Annotated in this window: 15 protein-coding genes; all 15 read left to right on the forward strand. The window is 51.5% G+C overall.

Annotation, left to right across the window (positions count from 1 at the left end; all coding sequences use genetic code 11):
• Nucleotides 1-90: 90 nt before the first annotated feature.
• The 15 genes from C508_RS19580 to C508_RS18665 all read left to right on the forward strand — a co-directional run bounded on the left by C508_RS19580 (nucleotide 91) and on the right by C508_RS18665 (nucleotide 14,174).
• Nucleotides 91-1,257 (forward strand): XkdF-like putative serine protease domain-containing protein, encoded by a 1,167-nt coding sequence (locus tag C508_RS19580; protein WP_018704112.1) that lies wholly within the window; start codon nucleotides 91-93, stop codon nucleotides 1,255-1,257.
• Nucleotides 1,258-1,272: 15 nt separating this feature from the next.
• Complete coding sequence (locus tag C508_RS0113560) at nucleotides 1,273-2,769, forward strand: hypothetical protein (RefSeq protein WP_018704113.1); 1,497 nt, start codon at nucleotides 1,273-1,275, stop codon at nucleotides 2,767-2,769.
• A 25-nt stretch (nucleotides 2,770-2,794) separates the two neighbouring features.
• Complete coding sequence (locus C508_RS0113565) at nucleotides 2,795-3,034, forward strand: hypothetical protein (protein ID WP_018704114.1); 240 nt, start codon at nucleotides 2,795-2,797, stop codon at nucleotides 3,032-3,034.
• Nucleotides 3,035-3,045: 11 nt separating this feature from the next.
• Entirely contained in the window at nucleotides 3,046-3,399 is a 354-nt protein-coding gene (locus C508_RS0113570; RefSeq protein ID WP_018704115.1) for a head-tail connector protein, read from the forward strand.
• On the forward strand, nucleotides 3,396-3,935 hold the full coding sequence (locus C508_RS0113575) for an HK97 gp10 family phage protein (RefSeq protein WP_018704116.1): 540 nt from the start codon (nucleotides 3,396-3,398) through the stop codon (nucleotides 3,933-3,935). The genes C508_RS0113570 and C508_RS0113575 overlap by 4 nt, the downstream gene beginning before the upstream one ends.
• Nucleotides 3,932-4,366, forward strand: coding sequence for a hypothetical protein (locus tag C508_RS0113580; RefSeq protein WP_215731977.1), 435 nt, complete (start codon nucleotides 3,932-3,934; stop codon nucleotides 4,364-4,366). Before C508_RS0113575 ends, C508_RS0113580 begins: the two co-directional genes overlap by 4 nt.
• Nucleotides 4,359-4,550, forward strand: coding sequence for a hypothetical protein (locus C508_RS0113585; protein ID WP_018704118.1), 192 nt, complete (start codon nucleotides 4,359-4,361; stop codon nucleotides 4,548-4,550). The genes C508_RS0113580 and C508_RS0113585 overlap by 8 nt, the downstream gene beginning before the upstream one ends.
• A 1-nt stretch (nucleotide 4,551) precedes the next feature.
• Nucleotides 4,552-5,280: a hypothetical protein gene (locus tag C508_RS0113590; RefSeq protein ID WP_018704119.1), complete on the forward strand. Its 729-nt coding sequence runs from the start codon at nucleotides 4,552-4,554 to the stop codon at nucleotides 5,278-5,280.
• A 22-nt stretch (nucleotides 5,281-5,302) separates the two neighbouring features.
• Entirely contained in the window at nucleotides 5,303-5,650 is a 348-nt protein-coding gene (locus C508_RS0113595; protein ID WP_018704120.1) for a hypothetical protein, read from the forward strand.
• 101 nt (nucleotides 5,651-5,751) lie between these two features.
• Nucleotides 5,752-5,937 carry a hypothetical protein gene (locus C508_RS0113600; protein WP_018704121.1) on the forward strand — a complete coding sequence of 62 codons (186 nt, stop codon included), beginning with the start codon at nucleotides 5,752-5,754 and terminating at the stop codon, nucleotides 5,935-5,937.
• Nucleotides 5,937-9,248: a hypothetical protein gene (locus tag C508_RS0113605; protein ID WP_018704122.1), complete on the forward strand. Its 3,312-nt coding sequence runs from the start codon at nucleotides 5,937-5,939 to the stop codon at nucleotides 9,246-9,248. The genes C508_RS0113600 and C508_RS0113605 overlap by 1 nt, the downstream gene beginning before the upstream one ends.
• 4 nt (nucleotides 9,249-9,252) lie before the next feature.
• Nucleotides 9,253-9,852: a DUF2460 domain-containing protein gene (locus tag C508_RS0113610; protein WP_018704123.1), complete on the forward strand. Its 600-nt coding sequence runs from the start codon at nucleotides 9,253-9,255 to the stop codon at nucleotides 9,850-9,852.
• Nucleotides 9,853-10,722, forward strand: coding sequence for a phage/gene transfer agent baseplate hub protein (locus tag C508_RS0113615; RefSeq protein WP_018704124.1), 870 nt, complete (start codon nucleotides 9,853-9,855; stop codon nucleotides 10,720-10,722).
• An 11-nt stretch (nucleotides 10,723-10,733) separates the two neighbouring features.
• Nucleotides 10,734-11,162 carry an NlpC/P60 family protein gene (locus C508_RS0113620; protein ID WP_018704125.1) on the forward strand — a complete coding sequence of 143 codons (429 nt, stop codon included), beginning with the start codon at nucleotides 10,734-10,736 and terminating at the stop codon, nucleotides 11,160-11,162.
• Nucleotides 11,163-11,168: 6 nt separating this feature from the next.
• Complete coding sequence (locus tag C508_RS18665) at nucleotides 11,169-14,174, forward strand: phage tail protein (RefSeq protein WP_018704126.1); 3,006 nt, start codon at nucleotides 11,169-11,171, stop codon at nucleotides 14,172-14,174.
• The last annotated feature ends 1 nt before the right edge of the window (nucleotide 14,175 follow it).

Consider the following 14,175-nt stretch of genomic DNA (forward strand, 5'->3'; position numbering starts at 1 on the left):
CAATTCGCGTTTTAAAGGTGGCACGGGTATAAATAGACGTACAGATAAAAACAAACGCTCTAAAGGGCAATTTAAAGGATGGTGAATGCTGTGAAAAACGGAAAAGCAAAGATTTTTGTTCCCATCGCAAAAGTAGACGACGACGAACGCATGGTCTACGGTTATGCGACCACCGAGGCACTGGACAACCAAGGTGAGATTATCAAAATTGATGCCGTGAAAAACGCACTGGATGAGTACATGAAGTTCGCCAATGTGCGCGAAATGCACCAACCCAGCGCAGTAGGCGTATGCAAAATGGCCACGGTTGACAGCAAGGGCCTGTATGTAGGCATCAAAGTAGTGGATGACTCGGCTTGGAAAAAAGTCAAGGAAGAAGTATACAAAGGCTTTAGCATTGGCGGCTCTACCATCAAAAAGGTTGATAAATCCATTGTAAAAATGCGATTGACGGAAATATCGTTGGTAGACCGTCCATGCAATCCCGAGGCCACAATTGAGCTTTGGAAGATGGACGCTTCGGAGCCGCTGCAAAAAGGAATGTACGAAGTATCCTCCCTGGCTGATTTTTTAGCCAGACTCAACAGCCTGCGTCAAGCTGTCGACGCAGAGGCTATGTACGAAAACGACGGCAGTCAGATTGGCAGCCGCATTAAAGACGCTATTGACAGCCTGGCTGGCATCTTGGTGGAAATGACCCAAGAAGAAACGGCGGAATTGACAGCAAAAATGGCCGCTGCCGACGATATTGCAAAAGCCGGGTCTAGAAACTCCAAGGATGATATGGCCCGTATTCAACAATTGCATGATCTTGCCGTGGAGCTTGGCGCGAACTGCGGCAGTAAAACGCCGGACAAAAAAGACGATAAGCCCGACGATAAGCCTAAGCCCGACGACACTCAAAAAAGCGAACCAATGGGCGAACTGCTCAAGGCGTTTAAAGCGGCTGCCGAAAATATGGCGCAGGCTGCAGCTGACATAAAGAAGATGGCCGCTCCGCCTGCCCCACAAGTTGTAAAGACGGAAATAGCCGTCGGTCAGGATATAAAAAAAGCGGATTTCTCGGCGGCTGTATCTGAGATTATGAAACGTCTGGAAAAAATCGAAGGCCAGCCGGCTGCGGCTAAAGTCATTTTAAAAGCGGTTGATAAAGAAGCTGACTCGCCCATGGCCAAGGTGGAAACGCAACCTGACAACACCGACCCATTGGCTGCAATCAGAAAAATCCATCAAGACGGCCCTATTGGCCGGGTATAAAAGGAGGAAAATCACATGAAAACCAACGTAACGCAGCAAACCATCGACATGGTGAAAACGGCCCAGCAAACGCCTATCGCCAAAGCGGACACCACAGGCATTACCCAGCAAAGCGGCCTGCAATATTACGACCTGCAGCCGGCAGCCAAGCTCTTGTATCCGGTGCTTACGCCGCTGCGCAATGAAATACCACGCGTGGCCGGTAAAGGCGGCGACTCCACGCACTGGAAAGCGGTAACCGGCGTCAATGTCGGACGACTCTCCCTGGGCGTAGCGGAGGGGCATCGCAATGCGGTTATGCAGACGCGCACAGAAGACAAGCTGGCCAAATATGCCACCATCGGCCTTGAAAACGCAGTGACCGATGAAGCGCAGCTTGGCGCAGAAAACTTCGATGACGTAAAAGCCATGGCTGTACTGAACCTGCTCCAGGCCACGATGATTGGCGAAGAAGCCTTGATTATCGGCGGTAACTCTTCGCTGGCTTTAGGAACGACACCGACTCCAACGTTGGCCACCGTAACAACGGGCGGCTCTTTAGCGGCCGCCACGGCAGTAAGCGTCATTGCCGTAGCACTCACCTTTGAAGGCTATATGTCCAGTTCTGTGGCCAGCGGCGTTCCTGGCGTCATTACCCGCACGAATGCGGACGGCACGCAGGATGCCTTCGGCGGCGGATCGGCGGCCAAGTCGGCAGCGGCCACCGTCACCACCGGAGCCGGAACCACAAACAGCATTACGGCCAGCGTAACGCCTGTAGCCGGTGCGGTCGGTTACGCCTGGTATTGGGGCGCGGCTGGCGCGGAAAAACTCGGAGCCATTACATCCCTTAACAGCGTAGTGATTAAGGATGTGGCGGCAGGTACTCAACTGGCATCGGCGCTGACTGGTGATAATTCCAAGAATGGCCTGGTGTTTGACGGGCTTATGACTCAGATTGCTACGCCTGGCAGCGGCGCTTACATGAAAATTATGCCTTCCGGCACTCCTGGCATTGGCACTGGACTTACGGCTGACGGCAGCGCAGGCATCGCGGAATTCGACGAAGCCTTCCGCTACTTCTGGGATAACTTCCGGGTATCGCCGGATGAAATTCTGTGCAGCGCCCGCGAGATCGGAAATATCACGAAAAAAATCATTGCCGGCGGCGGCTCTCCTCTCTTCCGCTTCAATGTGGATGCCCAGGCTGCAGCGTCTGGCGACTTCTCTTTAACTGCTGGCGTTGTCATTGGCAGCTATCTCAATAAGTACGCCATGGGCGGCGGGCAGCTTGTGGCCATCCGATTGCATCCGAATGTACCGCCCGGAACGACGGTCTTCCGCAAAAAATCCGTACCGTATCCTATGGCTAACATCAACAACATTCTGGAAGTGCGGTATCTGCAGGATTATTACCAGACGGAATGGCCGCGCCGCACGCGGGCATATGAATACGGCGTATACAGCCGCCAGGTGCTCGCCTGCTACGCCCCGTTCTGCTTCGGCATGATTAGCAATATCGCAGACGCGTAATCGCGACATAAAGGAGGAATTTCGTATGTGGTTAAAAGCGCCAGAGAATATGCCGTCGGTTAGCGCCGGCGGCAAGGAATACACGGTAGAATCCGGGCTTGTCGAAGTGCCGGACAACGTCGGCAAAGAACTCTTGGATCATGGTTTGACTGTCGGCAATGCGCCTGCAGGTAAAGAGCCTGACGGAACCGACGACAAAGGCAAAGGAACGAAGGATAAAGAACCTGCCAATGCAGGCGGTGACGATGCTAAAGGCAAAGCGTGAGGTGATGCGTCATGCAGGACCTTACAACCTTGCTAAAGGCGAAAGAATACCTGTCTATTTCTCCTGACGTCTTGGATGATGACGAATTGCTGGCGCGGCTCATTGCCGCCGCCAGCGCCTTTCTCCTCGGAGAAATGAGGCGCGAAAGCATGAATCAGGAATACTCTTTCGCCGCATCCTATGCCAACGTTCCGGCCGATGTGGAGGAAGCCTGCCTGGAAATGGTGGCCGCCCGCTTTAAAGGTCGAGATCGTATCGGCGAGGTATCCAAAAATCTTGGCGGAATGACGGTCAGTTATTCGCAAAAAGATATGTCTGATTTTTGCCGTTCGGTAGTGAACCGGTACAGGCGGGTGACGCCATGATCCAGGGGACGATTATCGGCACGGACGCATTGGTCGCACGTCTTGAAAATGTTCATCCCAAGGTACTGCAGTCATTGGAAAAAACAATGAACCGAGTCATGGCCAAGCTGCAGGCCAAGATTGTAACGGATAAACTCAGCGGCCAGGTTCTCAAAGTTCAAACAGGCACGCTGCGGCGCAGCATCACCAATGAAGTGACTGTATCCGCCACCGGCGTTACCGGCATGGTCGGCACAAACATGAAATACGCGGCCTACCATGAATACGGATTCAGCGGCACAGTAAACGTCCGGGAGCATCTTCGCCGGGCGAAAGTAAAAACGGTGTACTTTACCCAGGGACCGCGAGCCGGAGAAGCCAATTTGGCGGCTACCAAACGCAAATTAAAAACCCAGGAGCCGACCATCAAAGTGCGGGCGCATACCCGTAAGGTCGAATACCCGGAACATTCTTTCCTGCGTTCGGCCATGCGGGAAATGCAGGATGAAATCATGCAGGATATCCGACAGGCAGTGACCGAGGGGGTGCGTGGTTGATGGACCGTGAAGCGATTTATAACGCGTTGTTTGCCAAGGTATCCGCTATTCCTGGCTTGAAAACCAAGAGCAGGACTCTGCAGCATTGGAATGACGTGACGCCCACGCAGCAGCCGGCCCTATTCCAGGCGCAAGGCGACCAGGTAGCCGCGCCGATGCCCGGCGGGCCTACCAAGTGGACTTTTTATGTATCCCTGTACCTGTATTGCCACAGCACCAATCCGAAAGCGCCGCCAGCCACACAATTAAACCGCCTTTTAGATGCCATTGAAACAGCTTTAAAAGCGGATTTAACCGGGTATCAAAATTTAGGCGGCCTGGTGTTTGACTGCGGTATTGACGGGAAGGTAGAAACGGATGAGGGCCTGCTTGGCTCGCAGTCCATTGCTATTATCCCCATAAAAATTTTGGTGGTGAATGACGATGAGTGAAAAGACAAGTGACACGGATCGGATTGTGGATGAGTGGTTTCAAAACCACGTCCAAAACTCCCCTGCCTCCCGCGATGAACAGGTGTATGCTCACCTTTACCACGCAAAGGATGCGCTAAAAGCTGCGCTAAACAGCGGCGGTACAACACCGGAGGAAGACGAAACCATGGAAGGAGGAAATTAAAATGGGTCAATACAATTTTGGAGCGGGCTTTATGTTCGCTGTTCCGCCCGGCGCAAACCCTACGCCCCAACAATTCGGAACTATGCAGGAGGCGGGCATCGATTTTGCCGCTTCCAATAAATCTTTATTCGGGCAAATGCGTTTTGCCGAGGCGGTCGCCCAGGGGCAAATGAAAGTCACCGGCAAGGCCAAATTTGCCAAAATCAAAGTGGCCACCTATAACAGTATCTTTTTCAATGAAACCGTAAAGCCTGGCATGACACTGGCAGCGCTGAACGAACCGGGAACGATTGCGGCCGGAGGTATCACCGTAGCCAATAGCGCGACGTTTTCCCAAGACCTTGGTGTCATTGACGCATTAACCGGCAAACCATATACGTGCGTCGGGTCGGCTCCGTCCACCGGGCAATATAGCGTGGCTGCCGGCGTGTACACGTTCGCTGCCGGCGATACCGGCAAGGCTGTATATATTTGCTACCTGTACACGGACGCCACTAATGGCAGCAGCATCACGATTAACAACCAGCCCATGGGGGCTGCGCCAAGCTTTAAGGCTATCTTTAACGGGCGCTTTAGCGGCAAGCAGATTACTTTGATATTAAACTGCTGCGTATCGTCCAAGCTCAATTTAATCAGCACCAAGCTGGAAGATTTTTCGATTCCTGAATTTGACTTCGAGGCATCGGTCGATGCCGGCGGTGTGCTGGGACTGTTAAGCGCCAATGAATAACTCTATGAGGAGGATATAGACCATGGAACAGCAAGAATTGTATGAAGGCGCTCCTATTAAGGTGCGCGGGAAAGAATACATCGTGCCCGGCCTCTCCTTTGCTCAGTTGGAAAAGCATATGAAGGCTATTGAGCGCTTGAACGACAAGAAGAACAAAGGGGCACTCACTCCGCAAATTATGCAAGATATTGCCACTGTCATTCACGCAGCTATGTCCAGAAACTACCCGGATTTGAAACTGGATGACATCAAAGACATGCTCGACACCCGTAATGCCGGTTATTTCGTGCAGGTCATCATGGGGCTTTCCGGGTTTGAACAAGTGAGTGCTGCTGACGGTGGTCAGGGGGAAACGGAGCCTGTAGCTTAGCGGAAATCCCCTGGGGGGACATCTATTCTGAAATTGCTACAGCTACAGGCTGGACTTGGGATTATATCCGTCACAACATGACGTTCCGGCGGTACACCCAGATGAAGCGGTACTGGCGGAGAAATCCGCCGGTACATCGTCTGCTGGCGTGGATTGTAGACTACGAAGCACCACAGGAACCAGAAGAGAACAATTCGGCGTATGGTTCGGAACAAGCTGACGAATCGCCGGATGCGTTAAACAATTTGATACGCGACTTTATGGCGGCCGGAGGGGTGGTGGGTTAATGGCTGGCCAACAGGAAGAAATTCAAGTCAGGGTCATAGCGGACGCAGCGGATCTGGCTCCGGGCATGCAGAAGATTGTCGGCATGTTCCAGCAGGGGATGGATAATATTTCAAATTCCATTAGCATTACCGGCTCCACAGCGCAATCGCTGGGCGACAAAATAAAAGAAGGCGCCGACAAAGGCGGCGCGGGGCTTAAAAACCTGCAAGGAGAAAGCCAAAAGTCCGCCTCTCTTCTCGGTCAATTACAAAATGCCGTCGGCGGTCTGGGAAGTAAATTTGAGCAAATCAAAGCCACTGTGGGGGCTGCCGGCATTGCCATGACAACCTATCTCGGTTCGGCCATCGGCGAGGCCATGAAGTTCCAGCGGGCTATTGTCGATATGACCCGCACCACGGGAATGTCGACGCAGGCGGCCGGAGAATTCGCCTATGCAACCAAGCGCATGGCTGTAGATATGGATTCTTTCAACATGGCTATCATGGTCTTGTCGCGCAATGTAATGAACGCTAAAGGGCATCTTGGCGAAGGAAAAACCAAGTTCGAGGAATGGGGCGTGTCCATTACCACCGCCGAAGGCAAGCTGCTCAGCACCGACCAGATTATGCGCAACATCATGACCCGGTATAAACAACTTCCGAGCCAAATTGAACGCAACGCCATGGCGCAGGATCTTCTTGGCCGCAGCGCTAAAGACCTGGCAAAATTCCTAAATTTAGGCGCTGCCGGTCTGGATAAACTTGCGGAGGAAGCTAAAAAGGCCGGCGTTGACCTAGGGAATGTTGATACAGCAAAGGCGTTTATTGAAGCTGATAAGGCTGTGAAAACAATGAATGCAACGCTAGACCTTTTTAAGGTATCGGTTGGTTCTCAATTTTTGCCGATAGTCACTGTTCTTTCTAATGCAGTTTTGAACTTGCTTGACGCCTTTAATAAAATAGATCCCGTTATTAGAAATACGGGGGTTGTTGTTATTAGTGTAACTGGCGCTTTGGCAACTCTTTGGGGCGGCTGGGCGGCATTGTCAAAAATATTAATGACCCTCGGTGGACCGTTTGCTTCTATTGCCGGCTGGCTAAGCAAACTTTGGGGCCTCATCGGCAGCGGGGTTACTGCGCTGGGTGGGTTTATTGCGACACTATACAAAACCCATGTTGCCTGGCTGGTAGGCATGGGGCCGGTCGGATGGGTTATCGGCGCGTTGGAAGCGGTCGGGATTGCCATTGCTATCCTATACACGGCCTGGACTAATAACTTTGGCGGGATTCAACAAACAACCGCCGAAGCGCTGAATAACATTCTTTCCGCCTGGCATCAATTCACCAGCGCGTTGTCGCAAATCGGCAGTTCTATCATGCAGATTGTAAGAGCCATCGGCCAGGCGCTTAGTGACCCGGCCGGCGCGGCAAAATCCGGCGCGGAAGGGTTTCAAAACCTTATGGCTGGCTGGGACGGCGTCAAAATCGCTTTAGGAAACCTAGCGAGCGGAGTCAGGTCTGCCGGCGTGGCTGTTGGCGGTTCGTTTGTCGAGGGAATTAAACAATCCGTAAGCTCGGCTTGGAATAAGCTCACTTCTCGCCCTGGTGTTGAAACTCCCTCGGGCGGATCGGGAGACGGCGCGGACGAAAGCGGCGCGGATGGAGCTGGCGGCGACAAGGCCGGTGGAGCTGATGGGAAGACCGAGTCCGCATTTGCAAAGGCCAAGGAGCAATACGAACAGGACGTCCAGCGAGCTGAGTACACGGCAGCGGAAAAGCTGGCCCTCTATAAAAAGTATGTGGGTGGTGTTGAAAAAAGCGCCAAAGAACTGGTTGAATATAAAATTGCTCTGTATCGCATGGAAGCCAATGTCCTACAGGAATCTCTCAAGATGCAGGAAGCGGATTTAGAGATTTCCAAAATCAAGGAAGAAACTACCGAGAAGGACTATTTGGCAAAAAAAGCGGCTATTCGCAAGGCTTCCCTGGCGGCTGAAACGGAGTTTGAAGTACAAGCCCGGATGGAGATTCTTGGGCTGAACGAGCAGGAAAAGCAAGCGCAGCATGACAAGATTGAAGCTGAGGTTAAAGGTACACTCCGTTATAAAGACGCTTTAAAGAGCGTTTTAGAAGAGGAAAAACGCCTGGTCGAGTATCAGCGGGAAGTGGCCAATATTATATCCGCCATGGCCTCCGACAAGGCCAAATCTTCAATCGAGGATGAACGGCAGCGCGTTGAGGAACAGCGCGAACTCGGGCTTATTTCCGAACAGGAAAAAATCAACCAACTACAACGGCTGACGCAAGCCGAATATGAAGAAGACCAAAAACGCCTGGCTTTTGAATACCAAAACGCCAAGGAGGGCACTAAGGAATACGCCCAATACCTGCAGAAAAAGCAAGAGCTGGAACTTGGACATAACCGCAAGATGTCGCAGCTCAGTTATCAGCGATTCCAGGAGGATCATCGCTACCAGCTTGATTTTATCAAGGACATGCAGGACGCTTTCAGCAGCGCTATCACAGGGGTAATCAAGGGAACCACGAAACTGAAACAGGCATTCCGCGATATGGGCAATGCTATTTTGAATTCCGTTGTCAATAGCATTACCAAGCCGATGGTTGAGCGGTTCAGCGCATCCCTTACCCGGATGCTGGGACTGGACAAGCAATACCTGACCATGAAACAAACCATCGATGCTGGCGCGAAAGCAACCGAGCTGGCGGCAACGGCTCAAGGGGAAGCCGCAAAGACCGCACTTGTTACCGCTGGCGGACAAGCACAAGTGGCAGCAACGTCGGCAGCCGGCGCTGCTGCCACAGCAACGGCAACCGCCACAACGGGCGCGAACATGACAATGCTTGAATCTATCGGCACGGCGCTTTCGTCTATTCCCTGGTATGGCTGGGTTGGCCTGGCGATTCTCGCCGGGGTTGCCAGCGCCAGGAGTTCTGGCGGCGGTTCGAGTTCTCCACAGGAAGTTAACCTGGGGCGCAACCCGGATTCTTACTACCAAGCGCCGTATTATGTAGGGATGCCGTCTTATGACGTAGGCTCTTGGCAGCTCCCTAGCGACACGGTGGCCAAGGTGCATAAAGACGAAATGATTGTGCCGGCAAAAGGCGGCATGGCGGATAATGTCCGGGCGCTGTTGTCGGGGAAAGCGTCTTTGGCTGGAGCTGGCGGCCCTGCGGTGTTTTCACCGAATATCAGTATCAACGCCAGTGCAATCGACGGCCGAGGCATGAAAAAAGCACTTCAAGACGCCGGGCGCGACCTGGTGGATGTATTAAACAAAGAGTACCGGAATTTCAACCGACCAAGGAGGTAAGAAGATGTCCGACGCCGTCTTCCCGGAACTTCCTGGCCTCACATGGGACAGGGAGAAAAATCCGGAATTTAAAACCGTTATTCAGACCAGCGCTTCCGGCTGCGAAAAGAGCGCAGCCATGTGGGTATATCCGAAATGGCATTTTAAACTCAGTTATGAGTTTTTGCGCGATGACGGGACAATGCAAGGAGAACTGCAACAACTGATCGGCTTCTTCCTCGCCCGCCGGGGAGATTTTGACACCTGGCTATACCGGGACCCGGAAGAGTGCCGGGCGGTTAACCAAGTCATCGCCCTGGGCGATGGAGTGACAAAAGAATTTCAGTTAGTGCGCAATTTTGCCGGGTTTATCGAACCTGTTTTTGGCATCAAAGTTAAGCCAACTATTCTGGTCGCCGGCGCGGCTGCTGAGTTCGATTTCAATACCTGGGGGCTGATTACGTTTGCCGCTCCGCCGCCCGACCGCGCTCAGATTGTGGCCACCTTCGACTATTACTACCGTGTGCGGTTTAAAAACTCCATGATGGAACTGAACCAGTTTGTAAAATCTCTATGGTCGGCTAAAACTGTGGAATTCGCTTCGGTAAAAAGGCAGGGAATATGAATGAAACAGGCATCGGAAGCGCTTATAAATTTATTGCACAACAGCGACCAGATTTATGTCGCAGACCTATACACCATCATGCTAATTGATGATACGGTGCTGCGGTACACGTCACTGGATGAAAACCTAACCGTCGGCAATGACGTGTTCCGCTCTTTTACCATAGACCGAAACAATGTCAGCCAGCGCATTGGCCTGGAAGTGGATGAGTTGTCGATTGTTATGTATGCAAATCAAAACGACAAGCTGCCCAGCGGGGCCAGTGTATTGCAGGCTATGTGCGGCGGAGCATTTGACAATGCCATGCTGGCGCTGGAAGTCCTTTTCTCTCCCGTTCCGTGGCAGTATAATATGCCGGCTATTTCGGCAGATTACAAGCTGCTGCACTTTTTAGGCAGGATGGATATTGAGGAAGTGGACGGACTTCGGGCGGAAATTAAGGTAAAGGCTCTTACGGAGCTGCTGAATGTAAAGCAGCCGCGCAACCTGGTAATGCCGAGCTGCCTGCATACGGTTTATGATTCGCGTTGCTGCATCCAAAAAGCTAACTATGCAGCGGTGGGAACTATTGGGAGCGGCAGTACGAAAGCGATTGTATCTTGTACACTTTCGCAGCCGGCCGGGTATTTTGATATGGGCGAAATCCTGTTTAAAGACGGGCAAAACGCCTGCATCACCCGAGGCGTGCGACAGTATGGTAACGGGCGGATTGTTTTGTCTCATCCCCTGCCATATGCACCAGTGCAGGGAGATTCGTTTACGATATACCCAGGATGCGACCGAACCAAGTACACCTGCCTAACCAGATTCAATAATCTTAATAATTTCCGAGGGTATCCCTATGTTCCAACCCCGGAAACGTTGCTTTAGGCGGTGATTTTATGACAGAACAAGCGCAGCGTGCGGCAGTTGTGGCCGAAGCGCTCACCTGGCTAAATACGCCCTATCACCATATGGGACGTGTCAAAGGAGCTGGTGTAGACTGTGGCATGCTGATTGCAGAAGTGTTTGAACGTGCGGGGCTTATCCCTCACTTGGACATTGGATATTATCCGATGGATTGGCACTTGCACCGTGGAGCGGAACGGTATCTCTGCTGGGTATCGAAGTATGCAAACGAAGTGCAGCGAGATCCGCTGCCGGGAGATATCGTCTTGCACCAATGGGGCCGCTGTATTAGTCATGGTGCGATTGTGATTAAATGGCCAATGGTAATCCATTCTTATATTGGCCAGGGCGTTGTGCTGGCGGATGGCACTAAGGAGCCGTTGGCCGGCAGGCAACGGGCAATACATTCTTTTTGGGGGTGATGAGTCTTGGGAGGTCTTTTCGGTGGCGGCAGCACGATATCGCATGAAGAATCGCGAATCAACGCGCTGCGTATCCAACAAAGTACCTATGGGGCCGTCATCCCCATTGTTTTTGGTACGACTCGAATCACCGGCAATTTTTTGGATTATGACGATTTTACCGCCATTCCGCACACGACGACGCAGTCCTCTGGTGGTAAAGGTGGCGGTGGAGTTACCCAGACGGAAACCACCTACACCTATACTACGGCAATCATCATTGGCTTATGCGAAGCTATGGTGCAAAAGATTGGCCAAGTGTGGTCAGGGAAAGAAATTACCACGCTGGCGGCTAAAAGCCTGGAAATGTATCAAAACCAGATATGGCCATACATGCAGTCTAAGCACCCGGATAAGGCGCTGACATACAAAGACACAACGTATGTGGCCGGAGTAATCGACCTCGGTTCTTCGGGGGATATCCCAAATCTTTCTTTTGAAGTATTTGCGCTGTGCCAATACGGGCGCGGGATTATCGACGCTTTGCCGACAGACGTCATCCGCGAGCTGCTGGTCAACGACCAGTTCGGTATTGACTTCCCGGTATCGTGCATAGGCGATTTAACGTTATACACTTCCTATTGCATCGCAAACGGCCTGTTTATCTCCCCTGCTTTTACTGAACAAAAGGAATGCCGGGAAAATATCACTGATATATTGCAATGCACAAACAGCGAGGCGGTATGGAGCCAAGGAAAGTTAAAAATCGTACCATATGGGGATGAAGTGGTTTCGGGAAATGGCGTGACATACAACCCGCCGCCCGCTCCCTGGTACGATTTGGATAATAACGACTTCCTTCCTGATGATGACGAAATGCCTGTCATCTGTAAGCGAAGCAGAACTGCCGATGCCTATAATATTCAGCCGTTCGAGTTTTTAAGCAGGGCCAATGGCTACAACATTGAAACTGACGACGTGAAGGATGCCGCCAACATTGGCATGTTCGGGCCGCGACCGGCTGAACCAATTTCGATGCACTTTTTTTGCGATAAGCAGGCAGCCAAAACGGCAGCCCAGGGAATTCTGCAGCGAAAGCTCTATAAACGGAATCAGTACGAATTTAAAATAGGCTGGAAATATTACCGCCTGGAGCCAATGGACATCGTCACGCTTACGGAAGAGAATCTCGGCTTGGTTAAAGAGCCGGTGCAAATTGTTAGCATTGAAGAAATCGACAACGGCCGGTTTCAAGTTGTGGCCGAAGAGTGCCCGGCTGGCGTCCATGGCATAACGAAATATCCTTGCAAAGACGCTGAACGATCCCATATAAACTACAATTGCAGTCCTGGCGAGGTAGCGACTCCGATTATCTTTGAACCGCCGGCGGAAACTGTACAAAATGGCCTGGAATTATGCGTGGCCACTTGCGGCGGTACGAGTGATTTCTGGGGCGGCGCGTGCGTCTGGGTAAGCTATGACGGCGACACTTATAAGCAAATAGGGAGAATCACAGCTCCAGCCCGAATCGGCAAGTTGATTACAGCACTGCCGGAGGGGTACTCCAAAGATTATCAGAACAAACTGAGCGTGAAGCTGCAGGGCCGCGCCGATCTGCTCAGCGGTACTGCGGCTGATGCGGATATGAAAAATACTTTGTGCTATGTTGACGGGGAGTTTATCTCTTACGAAACGGCTCTTTTAAAGGGCGTCGCGCAGTATGATCTGTACGGGCTGCGCCGTGGAGCGTATGGGTCAGCTATCAAAAGTCATGCTGCAGGGAGCAATTTTGTCCGCGTGGACAATGCTATCTTTCATTATCCGTACCGTGTCGAAGATATCGGCCGCACCATTTTTATTAAGTTTACCAGTTACAATATTTTTGGCGTGAGCATGCAAGAATTGAGCGAGGTTGACGCGTACAGGTACACGATACAAGGAGCCGAACAAAGCGTGCCGGCGGTTAGCTTCACTGTCACCCAAGACGGCGAAAAGCTGACTGCTTCTCTAGACAGAACCTTCTTGGATTCAAATAATAATAGCTTTTTCTCTTATGAATTACGCTTCGGCAGTTCTTGGGATTCTGGGGTTTTAATGGGAATATTCTCAGGTTCAAGATACACGTTTGACGCCCCGCAGGAAGGGACGCTCACCTTTTGGTTGCGTGCTGTTGACAATAAAGGAAACGCTTCAAAGACGGCCGCCAGAGCTACGGTGAACGTGGTCGGGTTGCCTAAACGAAATGTATTGTTTGAACGTACCGACGCCCCGGATGTTTGGGCCGTAGAGAATATGTATCGGGTGGAAAACGGTTACACGCTGCAAGGAATAAAGGTCCTGCGGGATTACGAAAAGTTTTTTGATATCTTTGTGATTCCTCCTTATCTTACGGATTCTGCGTATATTTATTTGCCACTGATTGACCTCGGGGAAAATATCATAGAAAGTGACTGTTATTATATTGACCCCGTGGGTGAGTGGCATCTGCGCAGTGTAGAAACATTGCGGGATTACGGAAAGTTCTTTGATATCTTCGGAGCGCCTATTCACTATGTAACCCCAAAATATGCCGTTCAGACATTTGCGACCATCGACGTACAATATGACCACAAACAGAATGTTCGTTTAGAAACAGAGTATCGGGTCAGCTTCGACGGTAAAGTTTGGAGCGACTGGGTAACCTCTACACAGAAACAGTTTTATGGTCGTTTTGTGGCCATTCGCATCCACCCGGTTTCACTGGACGGGTTAACCAACACGGTAGTGCGCTCGGTAAAGGTCAGTATCGACGTTCCTGATCTGGAAGACCGAATCGTTAATGTAGATGTGCCGGCGCAAAAGACGCATGTAACTTTCCACCGTCACTTCACGCTGCCGCCGATGCTTGGGATATTCGCTCAAGATTTGAACGGAAAACAAGCGACCTGGCGCGTGTCGAATATTACAGAAACCGGGTTTGATATTGAGTTGCTGGATGCTAGCGGCAATCTAATCGCAGGCAAATTACCATTAATAATTGCAAGGGGGTATTGAT

Source organism: Anaeromusa acidaminophila DSM 3853, from assembly GCF_000374545.1.
Lineage (GTDB): Bacteria > Bacillota > Negativicutes > Anaeromusales > Anaeromusaceae > Anaeromusa > Anaeromusa acidaminophila.

Bases quoted from the DNA above. Each gene is read 5' to 3' on its own strand.
- C508_RS0113610 (WP_018704123.1), top strand. From the start codon at position 9,253: ATGTCCGACGCCGTCTTCCCGGAACTTCCTGGCCTCACATGGGACAGG.
- C508_RS0113560 (WP_018704113.1), top strand. From the start codon at position 1,273: ATGAAAACCAACGTAACGCAGCAAACCATCGACATGGTGAAAACGGCC.
- C508_RS0113595 (WP_018704120.1), top strand. From the start codon at position 5,303: ATGGAACAGCAAGAATTGTATGAAGGCGCTCCTATTAAGGTGCGCGGG.
- C508_RS0113585 (WP_018704118.1), top strand. From the start codon at position 4,359: ATGAGTGAAAAGACAAGTGACACGGATCGGATTGTGGATGAGTGGTTT.
- C508_RS0113600 (WP_018704121.1), top strand. From the start codon at position 5,752: ATGAAGCGGTACTGGCGGAGAAATCCGCCGGTACATCGTCTGCTGGCG.
- C508_RS0113620 (WP_018704125.1), top strand. From the start codon at position 10,734: ATGACAGAACAAGCGCAGCGTGCGGCAGTTGTGGCCGAAGCGCTCACC.
- C508_RS0113565 (WP_018704114.1), top strand. From the start codon at position 2,795: ATGTGGTTAAAAGCGCCAGAGAATATGCCGTCGGTTAGCGCCGGCGGC.
- C508_RS0113570 (WP_018704115.1), top strand. From the start codon at position 3,046: ATGCAGGACCTTACAACCTTGCTAAAGGCGAAAGAATACCTGTCTATT.
- C508_RS0113615 (WP_018704124.1), top strand. From the start codon at position 9,853: ATGAAACAGGCATCGGAAGCGCTTATAAATTTATTGCACAACAGCGAC.
- C508_RS0113575 (WP_018704116.1), top strand. From the start codon at position 3,396: ATGATCCAGGGGACGATTATCGGCACGGACGCATTGGTCGCACGTCTT.
- C508_RS0113590 (WP_018704119.1), top strand. From the start codon at position 4,552: ATGGGTCAATACAATTTTGGAGCGGGCTTTATGTTCGCTGTTCCGCCC.
- C508_RS0113605 (WP_018704122.1), top strand. From the start codon at position 5,937: ATGGCTGGCCAACAGGAAGAAATTCAAGTCAGGGTCATAGCGGACGCA.